15 protein-coding genes and 2 pseudogenes are annotated in these 22,887 nt (G+C 69.5%); 4 read left to right on the forward strand and 13 right to left on the reverse strand.

Translation table 11 applies throughout. From position 1 onward, the window contains the following. Nucleotides 1-127: 127 nt before the first annotated feature. The 3 genes and pseudogenes from ACIRVK_RS42665 to ACIRVK_RS42675 form a co-directional block, all read right to left on the reverse strand. Complete coding sequence (locus tag ACIRVK_RS42665; protein ID WP_404257097.1) at nt 128-649, reverse strand: transposase; 522 nt, start codon at nt 647-649, stop codon at nt 128-130. Between the two features lie 284 nt (nt 650-933). Next, nucleotides 934-1,245: pseudogene (locus ACIRVK_RS42670) on the reverse strand (helix-turn-helix domain-containing protein); the annotation flags it as partial. Between the two features lie 121 nt (nt 1,246-1,366). Beyond that, nucleotides 1,367-2,080 (reverse strand): SDR family NAD(P)-dependent oxidoreductase, encoded by a 714-nt coding sequence (locus ACIRVK_RS42675; protein WP_404257099.1) that lies wholly within the window; start codon nt 2,078-2,080, stop codon nt 1,367-1,369. 154 nt (nt 2,081-2,234) lie between these two features. Here ACIRVK_RS42675 and ACIRVK_RS42680 point away from each other — a divergent pair, with 154 nt between their 5' ends. Then, on the forward strand, nt 2,235-2,843 hold the full coding sequence (locus ACIRVK_RS42680) for a TetR/AcrR family transcriptional regulator (protein WP_404257101.1): 609 nt from the start codon (nt 2,235-2,237) through the stop codon (nt 2,841-2,843). Between the two features lie 305 nt (nt 2,844-3,148). On the opposite strand, the gene ACIRVK_RS42685 is transcribed toward ACIRVK_RS42680, so the two are convergent. Then, nucleotides 3,149-4,060 (reverse strand): LysR family transcriptional regulator, encoded by a 912-nt coding sequence (locus ACIRVK_RS42685; protein ID WP_404257103.1) that lies wholly within the window; start codon nt 4,058-4,060, stop codon nt 3,149-3,151. A gap of 80 nt (nt 4,061-4,140) precedes the next feature. Between ACIRVK_RS42685 and ACIRVK_RS42690 the strand changes: the two genes are divergently transcribed. Beyond that, nucleotides 4,141-5,079 carry a DMT family transporter gene (locus ACIRVK_RS42690; RefSeq protein WP_404257105.1) on the forward strand — a complete coding sequence of 313 codons (939 nt, stop codon included), beginning with the start codon at nt 4,141-4,143 and terminating at the stop codon, nt 5,077-5,079. A 483-nt stretch (nt 5,080-5,562) separates the two neighbouring features. Here ACIRVK_RS42690 and ACIRVK_RS42695 read toward each other — a convergent pair whose 3' ends face one another. Beyond that, nucleotides 5,563-6,060: a transposase family protein gene (locus ACIRVK_RS42695; protein WP_404257106.1), complete on the reverse strand. Its 498-nt coding sequence runs from the start codon at nt 6,058-6,060 to the stop codon at nt 5,563-5,565. 336 nt (nt 6,061-6,396) lie between these two features. Here ACIRVK_RS42695 and ACIRVK_RS42700 point away from each other — a divergent pair, with 336 nt between their 5' ends. Continuing rightward, on the forward strand, nt 6,397-8,181 hold the full coding sequence (locus ACIRVK_RS42700; RefSeq protein WP_404257108.1) for a protein kinase: 1,785 nt from the start codon (nt 6,397-6,399) through the stop codon (nt 8,179-8,181). Between the two features lie 145 nt (nt 8,182-8,326). Here the strand turns inward: ACIRVK_RS42700 and ACIRVK_RS42705 are convergent, their stop codons facing one another. The 8 genes and pseudogenes from ACIRVK_RS42705 to ACIRVK_RS42740 form a co-directional block, all read right to left on the reverse strand. Continuing rightward, nucleotides 8,327-8,995, reverse strand: a complete 669-nt coding sequence (locus ACIRVK_RS42705; protein ID WP_404257110.1) for a transposase — start codon at nt 8,993-8,995, stop codon at nt 8,327-8,329. Then, nucleotides 8,911-9,192 (reverse strand): annotated as a pseudogene (locus tag ACIRVK_RS42710) (hypothetical protein); the annotation flags it as partial. The pseudogene ACIRVK_RS42710 and the gene ACIRVK_RS42705, both read right to left, overlap by 85 nt. Continuing rightward, nucleotides 9,125-10,753, reverse strand: a complete 1,629-nt coding sequence (locus ACIRVK_RS42715; protein WP_404257112.1) for a serine hydrolase domain-containing protein — start codon at nt 10,751-10,753, stop codon at nt 9,125-9,127. The pseudogene ACIRVK_RS42710 and the gene ACIRVK_RS42715, both read right to left, overlap by 68 nt. Continuing rightward, nucleotides 10,750-12,609: an alpha/beta fold hydrolase gene (locus tag ACIRVK_RS42720; RefSeq protein ID WP_404257114.1), complete on the reverse strand. Its 1,860-nt coding sequence runs from the start codon at nt 12,607-12,609 to the stop codon at nt 10,750-10,752. The genes ACIRVK_RS42715 and ACIRVK_RS42720 overlap by 4 nt, the downstream gene beginning before the upstream one ends. 1,095 nt (nt 12,610-13,704) lie before the next feature. Continuing rightward, a complete protein-coding gene (locus ACIRVK_RS42725) occupies nt 13,705-14,277 on the reverse strand; it encodes a DUF5825 family protein (RefSeq protein ID WP_404257116.1) in 573 nt (190 codons plus the stop codon). Nucleotides 14,278-14,387: 110 nt separating this feature from the next. Beyond that, nucleotides 14,388-16,307: a RiPP maturation radical SAM C-methyltransferase gene (locus tag ACIRVK_RS42730; RefSeq protein ID WP_404257118.1), complete on the reverse strand. Its 1,920-nt coding sequence runs from the start codon at nt 16,305-16,307 to the stop codon at nt 14,388-14,390. A gap of 274 nt (nt 16,308-16,581) precedes the next feature. Further along, nucleotides 16,582-18,318: a prolyl oligopeptidase family serine peptidase gene (locus ACIRVK_RS42735; protein WP_404257120.1), complete on the reverse strand. Its 1,737-nt coding sequence runs from the start codon at nt 18,316-18,318 to the stop codon at nt 16,582-16,584. 13 nt (nt 18,319-18,331) lie between these two features. Next, entirely contained in the window at nt 18,332-19,582 is a 1,251-nt protein-coding gene (locus ACIRVK_RS42740) for an MFS transporter (RefSeq protein ID WP_404257121.1), read from the reverse strand. 142 nt (nt 19,583-19,724) lie between these two features. Between ACIRVK_RS42740 and ACIRVK_RS42745 the strand changes: the two genes are divergently transcribed. Beyond that, nucleotides 19,725-22,532, forward strand: coding sequence for a BTAD domain-containing putative transcriptional regulator (locus tag ACIRVK_RS42745; RefSeq protein ID WP_404257123.1), 2,808 nt, complete (start codon nt 19,725-19,727; stop codon nt 22,530-22,532). Nucleotides 22,533-22,887 lie beyond the last annotated feature (355 nt).

Here is a 22,887-nt window from a genome sequence, read left to right on the forward strand (position 1 = left end):
CGTCCGTAGCCTAATCCGCCGCGCGTGGACCACCCACCGCTGGGACGACCGCCCGAACCACCGCCCATGAGTGCGCCTATCTGCGCGAGCTCTTAGTGGTCGGCTTCGGAAGTCCTTCGGGGGTTGATCACGCTGCCGGCGCGGTGGAGGATTCTTCCTGGTGACGGGCGGTGTGCCGGTCGAACCTGGCCAGCAGATCGTCCAGGTCGGTGGTGGTGAACCTCCACTGGAATGGCTGTGCCGTGGCGTTGTAGCGGTGTTCGAATGCTCGGAGCCGGTTTCGGACTTCGTCGAGGTCTGAGAAGTCGTTGGGTGAGACAACCTTGCGCTGCACGATGGAGAAGAAGATCTCTATCTGGTTCAGCCAGGAGGCGTGGACGGGTGTGTGGAGCATGACGGCGTTCGGGAACCGGGAGGCCAGGCGGTCGATGGCCGGCCTGCCGCGGTGCGAGGAGCCGTTGTCGACGATGAAGAAGACCCGTTTCGCGCTGGCGTAGGGTTCGTTGCCCATCACCTGCTCAACCAGTCTCATGAACGGCACGATGCCTGTGGTCTGTTCGCAGCGGCCGAAGACCTCGGCCCGGTGGATGTCGTAGGCGGCCAGGTAGGCCAGGGCTCCGCCGCGCCTGTAGGTGTGGTTGACGCGCATCGAACGGGCCTGGCCCGGGACCAGGGGGGGATGGCAGCGACAGCGGGCCTGGATGGAGGTCTTCTGGTCTGCGGAGATGACGTACTCGTCCTCTGCGAGCGGGGTGCCGTCGAATATGCGCGCGTACAGGTCCAGGACCCGTTGAGCGGTGGCGCGGAAGTTCGGGTCGCGGGTGAAGATCCAGGAACGGTGCTGCCAGGGCTTGAGTGCGTCGTCCCTGAGCCACGGCGCACAGTGCGCGAGAGCGGGGCTCCGGACTCGGTGGGCAACTGGCAGGCCAGTGCTTTAACTTCGGCGATCTGCAGCGCGGTGAACGTCGGAGGCCGCCCCGACCGCTTGCGGTCGGCCAGGGCGGGCACTCGGCCGGCCGTGAATCGGCCGCGCCAGCAGCGCACGGTGTCCACGTGCAGGTGGGTCTCGGCGGCGATCTGGGCGTTGCTGCGACCTCGTGCTGCCATGAGCACGATCGTCGCCCGCTGGCGTGACTGGTGCGGGGTCTTGTGGCCGTAGGCCATCTTCTTGAGCCGGTGGCGCTCGGCAGCGGTCAGTTCCAAGGGCACGGCGGAGCACACGGGCATGGAAGGAGGGCGGCCCATCTATCCGTGGTGGAGAAACGAAGTGGCGGGGCCGGCTGCCCGCACGGGCCGTTGGCTCGCCAGGGGCCACAGCCTGAGCATCGGACCCGGTGAACCTTCCAGGGCCGAGCGCAATTACTCCTCAGGGGTGGGTGTGAACACCGATGCCGCCGGAGACGGTGAGGTTGTCGCCGGTGATGTAGCCGGCGGCGTCCGAGGCGAGGAAGGCCACGGCTTCGGCGATGTCGGTGGGAGCGCCGACGCGGCCGAGCGGGACGTCCCGGGCCCAGGAGTCGATCATTTCCCGGGAGACGCCCATCTTGCTGTAGGCGGGGGTGTTGATCAGTCCTGGGCTGACGGCGTTGACGCGGATGCGGCGGGGGGCGAGTTCGAGCGCGAGGGATCGCATGAGGGGCAGCAGTGCGCCCTTGGCGGCTGTCATGGCGGCTCCGAGTCCTTCGGCGGCGCCCACGGTGAACACGACCGAGGCTCCCTCATTGAGGAGTGGGAGTGCTTTTTGCAGGGTGAAGAAGTTGCCCTTGACGTTGATGTCGAACAGGGCGTCGAAGGTGTCTTCGTCGGTTGATTCGATCGGGCCGGGGCGGGAGATGCCCGCGTTGAGGAAGAGCAGGTCGAGGGAGCCGAGTTGCCGACGTGCCTGATCCATCGCCTGGTCGATGTCCGGCAGGGACCGTGCGTCGGCCCGGACAGCCGTGACGTCTTCGGGAAGTCCGGCGTCGGCGGCATTGCCGAGGCCGGTGACCATGACGCGATAGCCGCGGGAGTGGAGTAGTTCGGCTGTCGCCTTGCCGATGCCGCTGGTTCCACCGGTGATCAAAGCTGTGGGTGCAGACATGATGCGCTCCTTTGCGTACTTGTGGGCGGGGGCGGCTCTGCACGTGGGGCCGTGGGCGGTGCCGTGCCGCCGACTGGCAGCGTACGGCAGCTTGGCAGCGACTGCCAAACATTATGTGGCTGTCGCTATGGCAGTGCTGGGCTAGTCTGGTGGCATGAAGCAGGAAGCCAAGTCAGCGACGGGCGCACCGGCCACGCTGTGGGACCGGACACGGCAGCTGGCTTCCCAGGAGATCCTCACGACGGCGCTGCGCCTGTTCACCGAGCAGGGCTACGACGAGACGACCATCGCCCAGATCGCCCGGGAGGCCGGCGTCTCCCAGCGCACCCTCTTCCGCTACTTCGGCACCAAGGAGGACCTTCTCGGCGGCGGCCAGGACCGGTTCGGGCAGGTCCTGATGGACACGATCAGCGAACAGCCCGCCGATGCCGGTGTCTGGGAGGCCCTGCGCGCAGGGGTTGCTGCCGTACTGGCCTTGCACGACAGCCGAGAACAGGCCCTGGAGCGGTTCCGCCTCCTGCACAACACCGCCTCGCTGCGTGCCGGCTGGCTCGAAAAGCGACTGCGGTTCCAGGAGAACCTGCTGCCACTCATCGAGACCCGTATGGACGCAGCTACCGGCAACGAGGGCGCGAAGGCCCGCGCGGTGATCGCGACGGCGTTCGCGTGCCTGGATGCCGCATCGATGACCTGGGTCGCCAACGACGGCATCGGCGAAATCATGGACCTGTACGACGAGTGCCTGGCTGCGGTGCGCGGCTGACCCGCAACGACCAACCAGCCGACACCGTGGACGGAAACCGGGTACGTCCGCTGCCACAGACCGGGCCCACATCCGGATCTCCCAGCTGATGAGCCGTGCTGGTGTCATGCGCAACGACACCGATGGCACGTCCGCTCCGCTACCTGGACTCCACAAGACGAGTGCTCAAGCCAACCCCCGAAGGACTTCCGGAGCCGACCACTGAGGCACCTGTCCACGCTCCTGCGTTCGGTTCAGACTTCAGGCCGGGACCTGAGCCAGGCGTCCCGCACCGGTCGTCAAGAAACCCGGGCACCCTCAAGTGATTAACCCTGGGTGTCCTCCCCTTGGATCTGTGCGGCGGCGTGGTGCAACTCGGCGAGGACGGTTCGCACGGCCCGTCGTGCGGTGCGTTCCGGCCGGTGAAGAATGTCGATGTGGCGTCGGGCGTGGACTGCGCCCAAGGGTCTCAGCACGAGGTCCGGGTGCTCGCGGGCCGTCCAGCGTGGCATCAGAGCCAGGCCGCCGCCGGCGGCTACGGCCTCGGCGGCCACGGCGAAATCGTTGATGCGATGGGCGATGGCGAGGCGGCGGTTGGCAACGCTGGCGATGGCTTCGATCGTGGAGAGCAGCGGGAAGCCGTCATGGACGGTGATCCAGGGTTGGTCTGCCACGTCATGCGGCAAGAGCAGCGTCTTGGAGGCCAGCGGGTGACCGGTCGGCAGGGCGACGTCGAGCGGCTCTCGCAGCAGGGTGCTGACGGTGACGGTGCGCGGCCAGGGCGGTCCATGCTCGAGGCGATGGGCGAGAACGAGGTCGTAGTCACGGGTAAGGGCGGGAAAGCGGTCCTGAGCGACATCTTCGTCGGCCAGAGCCAGTCGTGGCACGCCGGGCCCGGCGAGGCCGCGCAGCAGCAGGGGGAAGAACGCGGAGGCTGCGCTGTGGAATGCCGCCAGCGACACCTCGCCGTCGGGCTGCTCGGCGAAGTCGGTCACGGTGTGCCGTGCCCGGGCCAGGGCGGTCTCCACCTCGATGGCCGCGCGGGCCAGGGCCTGCCCGGCTTCGGTCAAAACCACCCGGCGCCCGTCGCGCTCGGTGAGCGCGACGGGCATCGAGCGCTGCAAGAGGCGCAGTTGCTGGGAGATCGCGGAAGGCGTCACACGTAGTGCCTCGGCGACCGCGCTGACACTGCCCAGTTCCCCCAGTTCCCGCAGGATCGTGAGTTGTCGCTCATCCATGCACACAGTGTAGGACTGCTACAGGTTTGTTTAAGAAGCTGGTGCTGGTCTTCAACGTGCTGGTGGTGCAGCGTGGGGGTATGTCTGATGCACGCCGTTCCGACGCAGTGCTGTTCCTCGTCGCGCTGGTCTGGGGTTCCAGCTACCTGGCCGCCAAGACGCTCACCGGCGCGCTGCCGGTGACCACCGTCCTGTTCGCCCGGTACGCCATCTCCGCGCTCGCGTGCGCAGCCGTGGTCGCCTCACGTCGCCCGGTGCGCCGTTTCACCCGCGCCGAGGTCCGCGCCGGGTCGCTGCTGGGGGTCACCCAGGCGGCCGTTCTGGCACTGGAGACCTACGGGGTCGCCCACACCAGCGCCGCGAACGCCGGGCTGATCATCAGCCTGACCATCGTGCTGACACCGCTCCTGGACCGCACCGCGGGCCGCCGCACACTGCCCGGGACCTTCTTCCTCGCCGCCGGCCTGTGCGTGCTGGCCGTCGCCCTGCTCACCTGCGGCACTGGGCTGCACGCGCTGCGGGTCGGCGACGCCCTGATGCTCGCCGCCGCGCTCGTGCGGGCCGGGCACGTCGCGCTCGTCGGACGGCTCAGCGCTCGCCAGCCCATGGACCCGCTGCACCTGACGAGCGCCCAGACCGTCGTCGGCTCGGCGTTGTTCCTGCCGTCCGCGCTCACTGACCTGCCTGACCTGGCCCACAGCAGCGCCACCACGTGGTCGCAGCTGATCTACCTCGCCCTGTTCTGCAGTGTGTTCGCCTTCCTTGCCCAGACCTGGGCCGTGCAACGCACCTCCGCCAGCCGGGCCAGCCTGCTGCTGGGCACCGAGCCGATCTGGGCCGTCGCCATCGGGATCACTCTCGGCGGCGAACGGCTCACCGCGTGGGCCTGCCTCGGAGCCGCTCTCATGCTCGCCGGAACGTACTGGGGCCAGGCCATCGAGCGTACCCACCGCACCACCACGGCCCCCGAAACCGTGGAAGAGGACACACCCCCCGCCACGACACCTATCAGCGTCTGATCGCCCTGCCCAAGCGCACCCGGCCCAGACCACGGACCCGCCGCGGGACAACTGTGACCGTAGCCGAACCGTCCTCAGCGCCCTGGCTCACATCAGCTCGCTGGAGGCAGGCAAACCAGTGGACGTGGAAGTCGACGGGATCGCCCTGGGCAGCCTGGGTGCCCGCCGGGCGGGCCGCATCGCCACCGCTGTCGGCCTCTCGCTCGGCATGAAGACCCTCACTGTCGCAGGCGAGGACATAGCCGCCGCCCGCGCACTGCTGTGGCTCAGCGGCTACGCATCGTGGCCGAACCCGGCGGAGCCACCGCTCTCGCCGCGCTGCTCGGCAACCCCGAACACTTCCCGGAGGGGGCCACCGTCGTCGTCTCCGGAGCCAACACAGGACTCTCGTGAAGTATTCGCTGCTGAGCTTGGCGTCTATGTGCGCCACGAGCGCAGAGAGTAGGTCTTTCCCGGTAACGGATCATGCCGTTGTGTGATCGTTCAGATGGTGCGGTCGTACTCGAGCTGGAGCAGGACGAGGGCTGCGGCGCCGATCTTCGTGATGCGGCTGGGGTCGAGGCCGACTCTGCACAGGGCTTTGAAGGTGGCCTTGAGCAGGGAGTTGGCCCGCTCGCAGACGCCGTGGATGCCGCGGATGACCTTAGCGTAGGTCTGCTGGGCTTCGGTCAGCCCGCCTCCGGCGGGCTTCTGTGCGGGTGGCGGAAGGCCGTCGCCGACGTTCTCGTGGTCGAGGTCGACGAGGGTCGGCATGTCCAGCTCGGCAGCTATGCGGTTGAGGCCGTCGATCAGACCGTGATGGCGGGCGCAGGTGGTGTCGTGCCCCCTGCCCGGACAAACCGGTGAGACCCAGATCGGCCAGCCGTCCGGGCCCTTGCGGGTTCCGGCCGCGATGCGGTGGTCGCGCAGCAGCCGGGCCAGGTGCTCGGCGGTGGACCGCTTCACATCGAGCACCGCGGTGCATGTGACACTGGTCGACACGTGAGGCCCTCGGTCAGGACAATCCGTCGCAAGATCGTTTCTACCAGGGGTCTTACGCTTGCCCGGACTTGGCGACCGCACGGGTCGTAGCGGAAACATCGCGATCACAGAGAGCGACCGGCGCTTTCGCAGCCCGTTTGGACGCATCGATGATCGTCGCGCCGAGGCTTTCGTGGATCGCTCGCATCCGAGGATTCCACTTCAGGACCGCTGTGAGCTCCTCGGACGAGAAGGTCACGACCTGCGTAGGCTTCCGCGCGGCCGCGCACATACACCGGCCGGGGCCGCCCACTATCCTGCTTCTCTCACGGGGCGAGGTGACCAGGGGGAGGCCAGGTGCAGTCGTTGGAGAGCACGGATCCGGCCGCGATCGGCGGCTATCCGCTGCTGGCGCGGCTCGGCGCCGGCGGAATGGGGCAGGTCTATCTGTCGCGCACGCCGACCGGCCGCCCCCTGGCGCTGAAGACGGTCCGGCCCGACCTCGCCGCGGCCCCGGACTTCGAGCGGCGTTTCGCCCGGGAGATCCGCACCAGCGACCGCGTCCGCTCCCCGTGGACCGTTTCGGTGGTGGACTTCAGCCCGCCTGGCCACCGCCCGTTGTGGCTGGTCACCGAGTACGTCGCCGCGCCTGCCCTCTCCGACTGGGTCGCCGGGCACGGGGCGCTGCCGCCCGCCGCCCTGCGCACGCTGGCCGCGGAACTCGCAGCGGCGCTGGCCGCCGTGCACGCCTGCGGGCTCACCCATCGGGACGTCAAACCGTCCAACGTCCTGCTCGGCCGCGACCGGCCCATGCTCATCGACTTCGGCATCGCCAGGGCCGCGGACGACTCCCGCCACACCAGCACCGGCGGTGTCATCGGCTCGCCCGGCTACCTCGCTCCCGAACAGGCCGCCGGGGGTGCCATCGCCGAGGCGGGCGACATCTTCTCCCTGGGCGCGGTCCTGGTGTTCGCCGCGACCGGCTCCGGTCCCTTCGAGTATCCCGGTGAGCAGCCCTCGGCTGCCTCCCTGCTCTACCGCATCGTCCACGAGCCGCCCCGCCTGGACGGTGTACCGGCCGAACTGGCCCCGGTGATCAGCGACTGCCTGGCGAAGCGGCCCGAGGACCGGCCGGACAGCGCCGAGTTGGCTGCCCGGCTGCGCCGGAGGCGGGCCGCCAACGACCCACGGGTGGCCGCTCAGGAGCGCGGGCCCGCTCCGGTGGCTGACACGTGGAAGGATGCGCTCCCGCCCGGACTCGGCGCTGACCTCGCCGCCCGCGAGAAGGAGGTCGCACTCCGGTGCGCCGTACCGCCACACGTCCAGGAGCAGGCGCTGTCGGACGCGGTGACGTCCGCGGGCGGAAGACCGCCCGTGCCGGCGACCGCCGGCACGGTGTCCCTGACACCACACCTCGACCACGCGAGCCCCGCCACGCCGCACGCGTCGCCCCCCAACACCCCGGCACTGTACGGCCAGCCGGCGCCGGACACCCCCACGCCGTACGGTCCGTTCACCCCCGACACCGCCAGGCCGGCCGGGTTCGGGCCGCACAGCGCCCCCGCCCCCCACAGGGAGGGCGGCGCACGCCGCCGAGCCCGCTGGACCGTCACCGCCTCCGTCCTCGCGGCAGCCGCCCTGGTGACCGGCGTCCTGCTGTGGCACCCGTTCGGCAAGGAGGCGGCCGGTGAAGGCTCCACCGCCTCCCCGACCACATCGTCCTCCGCGCCCGCCCTCTCCGCCGCATGGGCGGGCGTCTGGACCGGCACGGGGCCGGGCAACCCCGACGCGGACGGCCAACAGCACCCGCGCACCGCGTCGTTCACCGTGACCCTCACCCTGCACACCGCCCAGGTGGGCGAACTGGCCGGCAAACAGGTCAGCAACATCAAGGAGGTTGGCACCGGCCGCGAGGTCGGCTGCACAGAAGCCCTGGAACTACGGTCGGTGCGCGGCACGACGGCCGCGTTCGTTGCGGCCACCAGCCACGCGACCAACCGCTCGGACACCTCGCTGCAATGCGAGAGCGGCCACCTGTACGTGGTCCAGCTGACCGCTGCCGACACCATCAGCCTCGGTGACGAGGGCAGCCAGTCCGCCGGTGCGCCCACAGCCCTGCACCACAGCCCCGGCACGTTTTGAGCAGCGGCCACCGGGGCGGCGCGGGAACCACGAGAGGAACCAAGAACTCGGGGCCGGCGTCAGCTCAGACGTCGACGTGCCGAAGACGCGGTACCCACACGAGGTGCGGGAAGGAGAACGACCTCTGGAGTGGGCGGTGTGGCAGCTACGAGCCGCTGGCCGCGTGGTGTTGAACGAGGGCGCCGCATACCCGGATGCCGTTCAACCCGGCGGTGCACTTCGCAGCACCGGTGTAGGTAGGAGAGGCGGGGCGGCTTGCCGTTCGGCCGCGGCGACAACGTCGGGCGACAAGCTTGATGACGCGGTTGATGGCCTCGCTTTTGGCGTTGCTGTGTCCGGTGTCGATGAACGCGGCGATCTCGTTCCACCAGCGGTCCACGGTGGTGGCGAGGGTACGCACTTCCGGGATGTCGGCGTCCGCGCACCGGGTGAGGAATTTGTAGCGGGCCTGGCCGATGTGGTGGCGGTCCGCGCCTGTGCGGGCCATAGCGAGGAGGGTGCGCAGGCTTTCCTTAGCGATCCAGGCGGCCAGCAGCGTCTGTCCGATCTTCCCCTCGTCCAGCAGCGGGTTCCACATCGTCGCGAATTGCTCGTCGGTGAGGTCCTCGCGGTTGCCCAGGAGCCGTCGGCGAGCCTTCCACTCGGGGTCGGTGGCGCGTCCGCGCCGACCGTGATCTCCGCGGTGGTGCGGCGCCGGACCAGGGACAGCATCTTGTTCGCGAGCTGCACGATGTGGAAGTGGTCGACCACGACGACGGCGTTCGGCAGGCCGGTGGGGATCGCGGCCCGGTAGGTGGCCGACGTCGATGGCCACGTGCGGGACCGGCGCCTTGTCCGGGGGCCAGCCTGAAAACCCTCCTGACTGCGACAGTCAGTCAGCGCATGCGTCGAGGCACACCGCCCAAGTTCGAAGACCCGACAAACCCGCTCCACGGCCGCCGGGTCAGCCGGTCTGGTGGCGATGCAGCCGTCCGTGGTTGCGCCACCAGAGGACCTTCCCGTCCGGTCCACGCACGAAGTTGGAGCGGGTGCCGATCGGCTGGCCGTCGGGATCGAGGTCCAGTGCGAAGTCGGCGCGGTAGAAGGCGGCCCCGACGTCGCTGCTCTGGCTCTGGCCCGCGTCCTCTTCCTCGGCAGCGGCTTGGCTGCTCGGGTCCTGGACCGTCTGGGTGCCGCGCAGCCGCCCGTTGTGCTGGGTCAGTGTGATGACGGTGTCCTCCATGGCTCCCTTGTCGTTGATCCGCTGAGCAATGTAGGAGCCCTCGTACGGTGCCAGTTGCGGGCCGCTGAAGGTCCTGGCGGTGGCCGGGAGGTTGGTCACGCCGGCGAACAGGCTGAGGGCCCAGTCGTCGGTGAACAGCTCGTCCCGGAGCGCTGTCCCGCCTTGCGAGTTGGTCAGCAGGGTCAGTGCGAAGCCGCGGCTCGGAACCATCATGAAGCCCGAGATCTGCCCCGGCCAGGTTCCACCGTGCTGCACGATCCGCGGTCCTTGGGCGGTCGGGCGCAGCATCCAGGTGATTCCCATGCCGTCGAGTTCCACGACCAGGGTGCCGCCGGGGCCGGGCTTGGAGCGCATCTGTTCCAGCGACTGCTCGCTGAGCAGTCGAGTGCCGTCGGGGGCCGTACCGTCTCCCAGGTGGAAGCGGGCCCAGTTCAGCTGGTCGCGCACGCTGGAGACCAGGCCTCCGGTCGGGGCGAGGCTTCGTGGCTGAGGCCAGAAGGACGGCTCCAGGACGGCCTTGCCGTCGATGACGTCGTGCGACGCCGCGATGTTGAAGCCGACGATCTCGTCGCTGGAGAAGCGGCTGTGGCCGAGTTCGAGTGGATCGATGACCAGTTTGCGAACGGCAGCCTCGTACGTCGTGCCCGTGACCACCTCGATGATCCGGCCGGCCGCGCACAGCGCCGCGTTGTTGTAGGCGAACACCTCGCCAGGAGGGGTGAGTTGGGGAAGTCGTGCCATCGACGCCACGAAGCGGGCCAGCGCGTCGTCGCCGGGACCGAAGTCCTGGTAGTCGTCACCGAGCCATCCGGCGCTGTGGTTGAGCAGCTGCCGTACGGTGACCTGGGCCGAGGCGTAAGGGTCGGCCACCGCGAAATCGGCAAGGTAGCGGCGCACCGGGGCGTCCAGGTCGACGTCGCCACGTTCGACCAGCCGCATCATCGCTGTTCCGGTGAAGGTCTTGGTGGTCGAACCGATACGGAAGACGGTGTCGCCGTCGACGGGAACCGGATGGTCGACGTTGGTGACGCCGTAGCCTTTGACGTAGTCTTGGCCGTCCCAGAGCACGCCCACTGCCGCTCCGGGAATCGCATACGCCCGCATGCTCGCCTGGATCTTGGCGTCGAGGGCGCTGAACGGTGAGCTGGCGGTAGGGCCGGTGCCACCGCCGTGGACGGTGGATTTCGGCGCTGCGGCCGCGGCGGCCGCCTGCCCCGGCGAGATGGTCGCGCAGCCCACCGCTGCCGCAGCGCCGAGAAAGCCGCGGCGAGACCATGGCGTGGCACTGCCCTGTTCCGACGAAGCACGGCGCACAGTGTCGGATCCGGCCGACAGTACATCCTCCTTCACGAACCGGCTCCCTCACTGCCGATGACGAACGTCGGCGGCTTCACGGAACTCACGCACCGCGTGTCGGGGTGGTCGGGGTTGTCGAAGAAGGACGTGATCACCTCTGCCCCGCACGGATTGTCGAAGGTCCCGTGGGCGACCCCGGCCAGCGTCACCACGGTGGAGCGGGGGAGCGTGCGGGCCACGTAGCGCCCCCACTGGGCCCCGGTCTGGGCGTCGAAACTCCCGGAGATGGCAAGAGTGGGGATGTTGCTTCGAGTGACCGCACGAATGGAGTCGGGCGCCTTGGGGACGTTCCATTCCTGGCATGCCTGCCGCAGGAACGGCAGCTGGGGCGCCTGCGCGAGGACCGAGCGGGGGAGCTCGGGAAAGGCTCGCTGTCCCTTGGCGAGCTGCTCGCCCGGGGTTTCGAACGGCACCCATTCGCTGCACCACACGCTCAGCGAGAACCCGTGTGCGAACTTCCCCTGTGAGCCGGGAATCCAGGCCGCCGCCCATTGCTCGGCGATGCGGCCAGGGTGGCCGTGGGCCAGTTCGTCCACGGCCAGCGGGAAGTCGTCGGGGGCGTGGCTGGCACGCACCAGCCAGTTGAGGAGCGCCCCGCCGTCCAGGACCACCTTGACCTTGCCGACCTGCGGCGCTGTCGCGTAGGTGGTGACCGGTTGGGCTTCGAGCTGACGCACCATGCGCAGGAAGGTGGCACCGATGTCCGGGTAGTGTTGCCGGCAAGAGGGCTGGGCCGCGCAGGCGCTGACGATGTTGTCGAACGCCTCCTTCATGCTGCTCCATGTCCATCCGGGTGTCGCCTCTGACGGCGGCACGACGCCGTCGACGGTCACCGAGCGGATCCCCTCGGGGAACATGCGCATGTAGGTCAGCGCCAGCTGCGTCCCGTAGGAGTGCGACAGGACGTTCCAATCTTGAATGCCCAAAACCTTGCGCAGGTCCGCCAGGTCGGCGGCGTTCTCACTGGTGTTGTAGGCGGCTGGGTCGACTCCCTGGGCTGTCAGGCGCTCGTGGCACCGGGCCGCCGCCTGGGCGTACCGGCCTCCGGTGGAGGGTGCGTCGTAGCGGAGGTGGACGCGGTCCGCGTAGAACTGGTCGATCTCAGGGCACGTCAACGGCCGCTGGGAGGAGTACGTCCCGCGCTGGGACAGGACGACCATGTCGCGGTCACGGTTCAGGCCGGCGTCGGTGAGTTCGGATATGTTCCCCAGTGCGTCCGCGCCGGGGCCGCCGGTGAGGAACACGATCGGATCGCGGCGCGGTTTCGGCGATTGCGAGGACACGAGCGCAACGGCCAGGCGAAGGGTCCGCGTGGACGGGTGGGCCCGGTCTTCCGGTACGACGAGGAAGCCGCAGCGGGTGTCCTTCAGTGGTCCGTAGGTGGTGGGGCATGGAGCGGGCTCGAACCGGGACGACGGCTGCGTCCGCGCGCGATCGGGCTGAGGGATCGCAAGCTCGGTTCCCGGGAAGATCCAGTGGCCTCGGTCGCTGGAGGCGTACCCGTGCCGACGGGCTGCATCCTCGATGGCGTGCTCGTTGAGGGCGTAGACGCTGTCCCACCGCATTCCGCTGCCGAGGGTGCGCCGGGCGATGTCCCACAGTGTGTCCCCGGAGGCGACGGTGTGCGCGCCGCTCTGCGCGCGTCTGAGCATCCCTTTGTCGGGCATCCGTGCCGGGGACAGACCGAGCTGAGAGCGGTTCGGGAGCGGGGCGCCGTCCTTGCCCGCTGAAGGCTTGTGACCGGGGGTGTCGACGCCGGGCATGCTGTGGGCCGGAGCCGCGCACAGCATCGTAAAGCCGGCCAGGAACATCGCGGCGGCGGCAGCTGTGCCGCGGTTGCGTATGGGCATGTCGTCCTTCCGAAGTGGTGTCGGCGGCAACCCAGAGGCATCGGCCGTACGCGCCAGCAAACGGTGTGGTCGCCAGACCTCATGCTGTGAGGACCGCCCGTACTCCGCACTCCGGCAAGCCCGAAAGGAGCACACAACTGACGGCGAAAGGACGAACCTGTCTGCACGGAGATCTCTCGTACCGGCGAGCGGAGAGACGCTCAGACCGCCGGCGGGCCCGGAGGTATACACATCGGCGCCGTAGGGAGCGGGTTGGATCACCGCCCTCATCGCCGTGGCGTTCGGTCTGGCGCTGAGCGTCATGGACGTGGCGCGCACCGCCAGCGCATGGCCGCACATGACGCGGGCCGGCCGGGCCCAGTTCGACCCGGTGGGCGACTCGCTCTCCGGTTTCTGCTCCGTCGTCCTCGCCTTTGCCGTCCTCGGTGTGCTGGGCGCACGCCACCGGACTCATCCACTCGACGCGCAATACCGGGACTCTGCTAGTGATCTTGGCAAGCCGCTGACGGCTGGCTGTGCGCGGTGCTCGGCTGGGGGGTGGTGTCGTCGGTGGAAGTGGTCGCGGTGTCGCTGCGGCCGAAGGATCACCCGCGAATCCCGGTACGGATGGTGCGAACGGCGCGGAGTCTGCTGAAGCAGTGGCAGCACGCGGTCGCCAGCGAGCTCGCGGTGGCCGCCGCCGGCGGCCACCGCGGTTCTGGCTCGCTCCGACAGCGGCCGGCCCATGGATGGCGTCTCGCCGAGTGGTGTAGCCGATCAGCCTGACGGAATCTCCAGGTCGCGGCCCGAGTCGCCCTCGCCGGAGGCCCTGTTGCGGCTCGCCGCGCCGGGACCGGCGGTGATCGCACGACGGCTGGCTACGGCAAGTACCGGACGGCTCCAAAGCGGAAGCGACGGACCGTGATCGGTTACACCACGACCGGGGACACGACGGCCCATGTGTGACCAGTAGTCGATCCAGCCCGCCGTCCGCAGCACCAGCATCCCGGAGGGGGGTGGCGACGTAGCCGAGGTCGACATCGGTGTCAGTCATCCGTTGATTGCACATGAGCTGAGCTGAGCTGAAAGGATCAAGGCCCCGTCCTGTTGAGGATGTCAGACCGCGAACGAGGGCCATGGCCAGCGACGGACCCGGTAGGGGAGCCACCAGGCGAGGCGTCCGGCTCGTCCCGCGAGGCTTTCGCCGACCAGGTGGTCCAGGACGTCGGAGGTGACGGCGTCGGCCGGACAGCCTTGCGAGAGTTGGTCGACGGCTTCCAGATACGCGGGATCGTCCAGTGTGTAGCGGGCCAGCGAGCCCCCGGCTCGGCGGTCGCGGACCTGTATGAAGCCCGGGCCCTTGCGATAGACGCACTTGCCCACGTAGAAGGTCGAGCGCCACTCCTGCCGGATGTCCTCCGCTGTCTTCGTGTCCGTCGTGTCCAGGATCTGCCGCGGCGGATGGAGGTGATTGAACGACCGCCAGATCTCCGGGTCCGCTCCCAGGGCCACGTCCCAGTCGACGACGATGCCCCAGCTGGTGAGTTCGCCCAGCAGCAGCATTGTCGAGACGATGGCACGGGCCCCGGTGGCCCCGGACAGGTCGGCGGGGCGGTCCAGAGCGACCCGGCGGACGCCTGTGCGGTAGAGGTCGGCGGCGGTCCCGGCCGGGGTGGCGGACTCTGCCATTACCGTCACCCGCGGTTGCATTGCCGGGAGTTGCAGAACCTCTTCGTCGTGGTCGCGCCAGGTCGTAAGGGTGAGGGGGGCCGTGGTCGGCATCGCGCGTACTCCTCGTGTCAGCCCGCGAGACTCGGCTCGGGTTCCGGTTCGTCGTCGGTGGTGCCCTTGCGTCGGGTGTCGAAGATCCGCTCGAAGCGCAGGAGTTCCTGGTTGGCGGCCGTCGGTACGACGTGCACCCAGTGCTCGTCGTCGGTGAAGACCAGGCCGAGGCGTAGCCAGTCGGCCAGCAGTGCTTCCATCGTTGTCGCGGAGGCTTGCGCGCTCAGCTTGCGCAGCAGTGACGGCACGGTGTGCGGCTGGTCCAGAAGGCGGAACACGGTCACCTCGAAGGGGTTGTCGAGGGTCATCGTGGTCCAGTCGAAGTCCTTGCGGCGACTGACCAGGACGATCCGGTCGTCAAGGTCCACCGCGCTCAGCCTGCTGTGGACGTGCTCTTCCTGCCAACGGTCGCCGGCGGACTTGAGGAGATCGCTGGTGGTGTCCTCGATGCCGCGGTGCGGGCTGGTGAACAGGTACCCGAAGTCGAGCAGTTCGGATTCGGGCAGGTTGTAGTTGCGGCGGTACTGGGCGTCCGGTTTGAGCGGCTGGAAGCCGAACTCGGGCCGGTCGAAGTTGGGGCTGAACCGTTCGGTGACGATCCGGGCCACGCCTTCCATGGGCGCCAGATGGTGCAGGGCGGGGAACTGGGCCACGAGCGGCAGGTAGTCCTCCGGGCGCTCGCCCGGGAAGCCGTAGAGATAGTTCCAGGACACCGACAGGCCCACGGTCTCGGCGTCGCGCAGCATTCGGACGTTCAGACAGCCGGTGACGCCTTTGTCCATCAGCTTCAGCACCCGGCTGCTCAGACTCTCGATGCCCGGCTGGACGTTGACCAGGCCCGCCCGGTACAGGGTCGCGAGCTGTTCGCGGCGCAGGTTCGACTTGATCTCGAACTGCAGCCTGAGGTCGTAGTCGCTGTCCTCGAGCCTGGGCAGCACGGTGGACAGGTACTTCATGTCGAGGATGTTGTCGACGACGTACATGTCGAGGACCTGGTGGCGTTCGACCTGACGGATGACCTCGTCGTAGAAGGCGTCCGGGCTCTTGCTGCGGAATTCCATGAACGATCCGTTGAGCCCGCAGAAGGTGCAGTGGTGTTTCTCGCCCCACCAGCAGCCGCGTGAGCCTTCGACCACGAGCTTCGGTTCCACCCAGTCACGTGCCTTGGACTCCTCCAGGCGCTCGAAGTACCCGTCGTAGTCGGGTGAGACGATGTCGGCCGGGCGCAGTGGCTTGGTGCTCATGGGGTTGGCCAGTGTGGTGCCGCCCTGGCGGTGACACAGTCCCGGGATGGCGGTGAGCGTCTCGGGAGCGGGGGTGTGCTTCGTCAGCGCCGTCAGCAGGGCGGGGAAGGCGTGCTCGCCCTCGCCTCGGACCACGTAGTCGACGAAGTCGAAGTTGCGGTGCAAAGCCGCCCCTTGGGGGCCGTCGCAGTTCGCACCGCCGAACACCGTGGCCACCTGGGGGGCGGCGAGTTTTACTGCGCGGGCGGTGGCCAGGGAGGCGGTGTTCTGCTGGAAGGTCGAGGTGAAGCCGACTACGTCCGGGGCGAGGGCGAGGATGCGTCGGGACAGCTCGGTGACGAACTGCGGTGCCGAGCGGTGCAGTTCGATGGCCATGTCTCGATCGGTGTCGCTCAGCGGAAGTTGTTCGCTCATTTCCTTGATCCGCCGCTCGGGAGCGTCGTCGGGATAGAGCGCGGAGGAGAAGACCCAGTCGCCGAGGCCGCTGAAGTAGCTGTCCAGAGCGAGCAGGTTGAATTGGGCGAGGGTGAACTCACGCTGTTCGAGGAGCCAGTCGACGTAGTCGAGATTGCCGTGGACGACGGTCACCTCGGCGTCCGGAAGGGCTTGCTTGGCGCTGCGGCGCAGGATGCCCACCGCGAGGGAGGGCACGTCGAGGAGCGCCCAGGGCATGTTGACGAGGACGATGTTCACTGTGACTCCCGGATGGCCGAGGTCCGTTGGCGGGGTAGGGAGGCCGGATGGCTGTGGTGGTGGGTCCAGGACTGCCGGGACGGCCCTCGGGCCGTCCCGGCGTCCGCGTGTCATGAGCTGACGATGATGACGATGATCGGCCGGTTGGCCCGTGACTGGTTCTTGAGGTCGAGCGGGTCGTTGTGGACGACGGCTTTACGCACGCTGTTCACCTCCTCTCCGGATCGGATCGGTAGTGGCCGCCGGGACGGGGCCCGGCGGAGCCTCGTGGGTGTCACACGGCTCGGGCATCGATGTGGCCATCCAGTCGCGTGCCGCCCAGGTGCGCGCCGAGGAACGACACGACGGCGGTGAGCACCGTCGCCTGTTCCTCCGCCAGGCGGCTGTCGTGTCCGGTGTCCACTTCCAGCAGTTCGGGGGTGTGCCCTCGTGCACGCAACGCCTGCGCGTAGCGCCTCACCTGCTCCGGCGGGCACCTGACGTCGCTGGAGCCGGCCACCAGCAGCACCGGGGCGCGTACGGCGTCGACGTAGGTCATCGGGGACGCCTGCGCGTACCGGTGTGGCTGTTCGTCGGGGGTGCCGCGGAAGAGCCGGGTGTCCAGTGACCGCAGCGCCGGGGTGCCGGCGCGGAACGCGGCGACGCTGTCAGCGACGGGGTAGGCGGCCGCTCCCGCTTGCCACATTTCGGGCTGGGTGCCGAGGGCGAGGAGGGTGAGGTAGCCGCCCCAGGACCAGCCCGCCAGTCCGGTCCGGGCGGGGTCGGCGAGGCCCTCGCCGACGAGGTCGGCGCGGACCGCCGCGAGATCGGCGACCTGGGGCAGACCCACGCCGGCGGTGAAGGCGTTGCGCCAGGCGGGGCCGTAGCCGGTGGAGCCGCGGTAGTTGACCCGTGCGACCGCGAACCCGGAGGCCGTCAGCAGCACCACGGCGGGGTCGTAGGCGTCCCGGTCCTGCTGGAAGGGGCCGCCGTGCACAAGGAAGACCGTGGGCCACGGTGGCGGCCGGTCGGCCGGAGCGGTGAACAGGGTGTGGATCCGTCCGTCGGGTCCGGCGGTCCATCGGTCGCCCAAGGTCATCGGCAGTTCGAGGGGCGGGAGGTCCGGTGCTCCGGGTGGCCGGCGGCCGGAGGAGGTCCACAGTGCGGGCGGTGTCGTGGTGTCCGTCCGCACGAGGTGCAGGTCGTCTCCGGGCTGCATCCGGGCGTCGAGCACGGTTCCGGAGGGAACGGGCAGTGTGACGCGCCGCCGGCGTTGCAGATCGAGCAGGAAGAGATCGCTGCGGCCGTTCCTGTCGTGCCGGACCAGTACCCGGCCGTCGGAGGTCCAGCTTGCCGACGCCTCCGACTCGAAGCGGCACCAGTCGACCGAGCGCTGTCCTTCGTTTCGTGTCCAGGTCCACAGCCCATAGCCGTCGTCGGTCTCGGCCAGCAGCAGGAGCAGGGGAGGACCGGCCGTCGGCCGGAAGCCGGGTGACCAGAGCGGACCGGGCAACTCGCCCACTGCGGTGCCCGAACAGTCCAGTACGCGTACGGCCGTCTCCTGCTCCACCACCAGGAGCGAGCCGTCGGGCGACACGTCGATCAGTTCACCGCCGCCCGCTGCCGTCAGGACGGTGTGTGTCTGTCCGTCCGGTGTACGGAGGTGGACGGAGAACCCGCGCTCGTCGATCAGTCCTATGGCGGCGGTGCCGTCGGCGGCCATCGCCAGCCCCGCGTTCAGTGCGGGTGCCGTGTCCGCCAGGGCCGGTGTGTCCGGGCCGCCTGCCCACGGCTGGATCCGCCAGGTTCCGCGCCCGGCAGGATCGTCGTCGAACCACCACAAAAACTCGCCGCCCGGCTCCACGTCCGCGACATCGGTTCCGAGTCCTGGCCGGTCGGTCACCCGCCGAGCCGTGCCCCGGGCCAGGTCCCAGGCGAAGATCTCGCACCGGTCTTCGGCTGCTCCGACGAAACACCCGCGGTCCGGGGCGAGTTCGGCGATGGAGGGCAGTGTGCAGGGTGCTACGAGCATATGCGTTTCCACGTCAGTCTCCCTGTGCCACGGGGGTCGGAAGCGGTGCGGACGGCAGGTCGTCGAGATGCCTGCGGCCGCCGTGCGCGTATCCCGCCAGGGCCAGCAGGAGTGCTGCCAGGAGCAGTCCGACGGCCGCCGGGGCCAGCAGTGCGGTCAACAGGCCGGCCGTGACGGGGGCGAGGAGCTGTGCCGCGTTCGCGGCGCTTTCCAGGACGGCACCGGTACGGCCTTGCAGCTCGGAGGGGACGAGCGTGATCGCCCGGCTCTGGAACAGCACGCTCAGCATCGGCCCGACGAACAACGCGGCACCGAAGAGCACGCCGTAGGCCCAGAGGGAGCGCACCGCGCCGAGCGGTGCGACCAGCGCCACCATGGCGAGCGAACAGCCCACGACGAGCCGCCCTGCGGGCACTCGGCGCAGCACCCGGGGCGTCACCAGCGCGCCCGCCAGGCCGCACCCGCTGGCCAGGCTGAGCATCAGTCCGACCGAGGCGGGCGAGGCGCCGTGCGTCCGCGCAGCGATCAGCACGAAGTAGTAGGCGGCCGTAAACACGGCGTTGACGCCCGCGCCCCACACCAGGGCGAATCGCAGGAACGGCTGACGCCACACGAACCCCAGCCCCTCCCGGGTGGAGTCCCGCAGCGACTTCGTCCGGGAGGGACCGCCCGGCACCGACAGCTCGGTGCGGATGGCACGGATGCACAGCGCGGTCCCGGCGTAGGACAGGGTGTTGGCCGCGAACGGGGCCCAGCGGGCCAGTTGATACAGCGCGCCGCCCAGGAACGGGCCCAGCAGGGCGGCCCCCTGATCGCGAGCCTGGAGCGCGGCCACCGCACTGCTCGGGTCGTCCGGCGGCAGCACCGCCCGGATCGCGCCACGGGCCGCCGCCGTGTAGACCGCTCCGGCGGCACTCTCTACCGCGGCCACCGCGAACAGCGACGGCACCGTGACGCGGCCGAGGAAAACCGCCGACGTCAGCACACCGAACGCGGTGAACGCGACCGCTGCCGAGGAGAGCATGAGCAGCCGCCGTGACCAGCGGTCGGCGGCCACGCCGGCGACCGGCCCGAGCACGGTGGGGACGGCCAGTGCGAGCGTCCCCAGCAGGCCCGCCGTCGCCGCATTCCCGCCGGCCGTCAGCACGAGCAGCACGAGGGTCAACTCGGCTGCATGCGTGCCGAGTTGATCCGTCACGCCGGCCAGCCAGTACAGGCGGAAGTCACGGCGTCGCTCCGGTGCCCCAGCTCGTGGCCTGCTCAACGCGTCCCCCGATCACGACGTCGGTTCCAGGGCCCTCACTGTGTCCGACGGTTCCAGGGGAAGGCTTGGACGAACCTTGAAACGGTCTTGCCGGGCAGGTATGACAAGGGGGGTGGAACCGACATTTGGAAGGTATACGGTCATGACGGTGCATCTCACAGTGCTCGGCAGCATCCAGTCGCACATCGACGGACATCCCGCACCTCTGGGCCACGCCCGGCAGCGCAGCGTCCTCGCCGCACTCCTCATGGACACCGGCCATCCCGTCACCACCAACGAGCTCACCGAACGTGTCTGGGGCCAGAGACCGCCACGGCAGGCCCGTGCCACGCTCCACGGCTACGTCTCCCGACTGCGCCAGGCCCTTTCCACCACCACCGAGATGGCCATCACCCGACAGGCGGGCGGCTACGTCCTCGCCCTGGCTCCCACGGCAACCGTGGACGTCCACGACTTCCGCCGCCTGGTCGCCAGAGGCCGTGAGTGCGACGACCACAACGCCGTGGTCCTGCTGGAGGACGCTCTGGCGCGGTGGACCGGCGAAGCCTTCGGCTCGTTCGACACCCCTTGGTTCAACTCGATGCGCGACACCCTCGAGCAGGAACGGTTCGCTGCCCAACTCGACCTCGACGACGTACGATTACGCCTCGGACGGCACTCCGAGTCACTCCCCAGCCTGCGCGTCCGCTCCGCTGCACACCCCCTGGACGAACGCCTCGCCGGGCAGATGATGCTCGCCCTGCACCACAGTGGCCGCGCCGCCGAAGCACTCGCCCACTACCAGGACGTACGGCACCGGCTGGCCAGTGAACTGGGCATCGAACCGGGCCCGGCGCTGCGGCAGATCCAGGCCACCGTCCTTCACCCGGCCCCCGCCCCACCCGCGGGCCAGACCTCCGCTCCCGGACCGGACCGGCCCGCCCGGACAACACCCGGCCCACCCCCGGAAAGGGGCACACCACCGGCCCAACTTCCGGCAACTGTAACGGTGTTCACCTGCCGCCAGGACGAAGTGGCCCAACTGGACGAACAGGCCCGCGCTTCCGGCATCGCCGTCCTGTGCGGCACGGCGGGAGTCGGCAAGACCACACTGGCCGTGCACTGGGCGCACCGAGCCCGCCACGACTTCCCCGACGGCCAGTTGTACGCCAATCTGCGCGGGTTCGACCCCTCGGCCGCTCCGACGGACCCGGCGGAGGCGGTAGGCGGCTTTCTCAGCGCCCTCGGGGTCCAACCGGACCGCGTGCCCGCCGCTCTGGAGGAGCGGACCGCTCTGTACCGGAGCCTGCTGGCGGATCGGAAGGTCCTCGTCCTCCTCGACAACGCCCGAGACACGGAACAGGTGCGCCCCCTGCTGCCCGGCGCCCCGGGCTCTTTCACGCTGGTGACCAGCCGCAATCGCCTCACCGGGCTCGCTGTGGCCGTGGGCGCGCGGCTGCTCACCGTCGAGCCGCTCACCACCGACCAGGCCTGCGCGCTGCTCAGGGCCCGACTCGGCGATTCCCGCATCGCCGCCGAGCCCCAAGCGGCGCGGGAGATCACCACCCGCTGCGCCGGTCTGCCGTTCGCCTTGGCTGTGGTGGCCGCCCGCGCCGCCGCCCGGCCGCACTTCCCGCTCGCCCTGCTGGCAGAGCAACTGCGCGCGGACGCCGATCGCCTCGACGCCCTGGACGCGGGAGACCCGGCCACCCAGCTGCGCGCGGTGTTCTCCTGGTCCTATCGCGCCCTGGACGCCGATACGGCGCGCATGTTCCGCCTGCTGGGACTGCATCCCGGGCCCGACATCGCGCCACCGGCAGCCGCCGCGCTGTCCGGCCTGCCCCTGCCGACGACCCGGACCCAGCTGGACGAACTGACCCGCGCGCACCTGCTCACCGAGTACCTGCCCGGCCGCTACAGCTGGCACGACCTGCTGCGCGCCTACGCCGCCGAACTCAGCCACGCCCAGGACACCGACCACGGGCGGGCCACCCGGCGAATGACCGACCACTACCTGCGCACGGCCAGAAGAGCCGACGCCCTGCTGACCCCGCGGGCCGCCCAGATCGAGGCCACCGCGCAGCAACTCGCCGACCACCAGGACGCCCTGAAGTGGTTCACCGCCGAGTACCCCATCCTGCTCGCCCTCGTGGCCCGGTCACCCGCTCCGGACACCTGGGAACTGGCGTCGACGCTCATCACCTTCCTCGACCGGAACGGACACTGGCAGGCCCTGGCCACCTCTCAGTCGACGGCACTCGAAACCGCCCGCCGGCATCACAACAAAGCGGCGCAGGCCGACGCGCACCGCGGACTCGGACTCGCCCTGGACCGACTCGACCACCCGGCCGAGGCCCGCTCCCACTACCTCCGGGCCCTTGCCCTCTACGCCGAACTGGGCAGCCACCCGGGACGAGCCAGGATCCACCAGCACCTGTCCCGCCTCTTCGAGTCCGAAGGCCTCCACCACAGAGCCCTCACACACGCGCGACACAGCCTGAAGTACTACCGGGCGGGCGACGACATCGCCGGACAGTCCGCCGCTCTCAACCACATCGGCTGGGTCCTCGCCCAACTCGGCGATCACTCCCAGGCGTCGACCCATTGCCGCGAATCCCTCGCCCTGGCACAGAAGGCGCATGACATCAACGGGCAGGCGCACATCCGCGACAGCCTCGGGTACGTCCACTCGCGCCTCGGGGAGTATCAAGAGGCGGCGCTCCACTACCGGCAGGCCGCCGCCCTGTTCCGCCAGACCGGCGACCGGCTGAACGCGGCCAGAGAGCTCGCCCTGCTGGCAACGACCTACCAGCAAGACGCCCGCCCCGACGCCGCTCGCGACGCCTGGCACGACGCACTGTCCCTGAGCGACCAACTCGACCTGCCCGACACCGATCCTCTGCGGGCCGACATCCTGAACAGCCTGGACCTGCTTGCCCTTTCGGAGAAGACGACCAGGACATCCCTCTGAGCCGACTATGCTGGCGGCCACTGGCCCAGCCTGCTGTCACCCTCGCAGCGTGCCACTGCCTCGATACGACCGACCCTGCATCACCGGCGAGGACACCGCGGCCGCCGAGGCGCACGCACCTCGGGGTCCCGCAGCAGACTGTTGAACTCCTTGGCGATCTCGTCCGGCCGCGCCGCGCTCCACCAGCGGTGCCGTCCAGCTTCGAGGAGCGGCGCAAGAAGCACACGAAATCCCATCCCCTCGATCTCGGCCACCGTCCGGGGTGTGTCAACTTAACGGCTGATCTTGGTTGTTAGGTTATCGCTGGTTGGTGGGGGTCAGGCGGCCATCGAAGGCGATCTGGAAGGCGTTGAGG

The sequence above is a fragment of the Streptomyces sp. NPDC101152 genome (genome assembly GCF_044768275.1).
Lineage (GTDB): Bacteria > Actinomycetota > Actinomycetes > Streptomycetales > Streptomycetaceae > Streptomyces.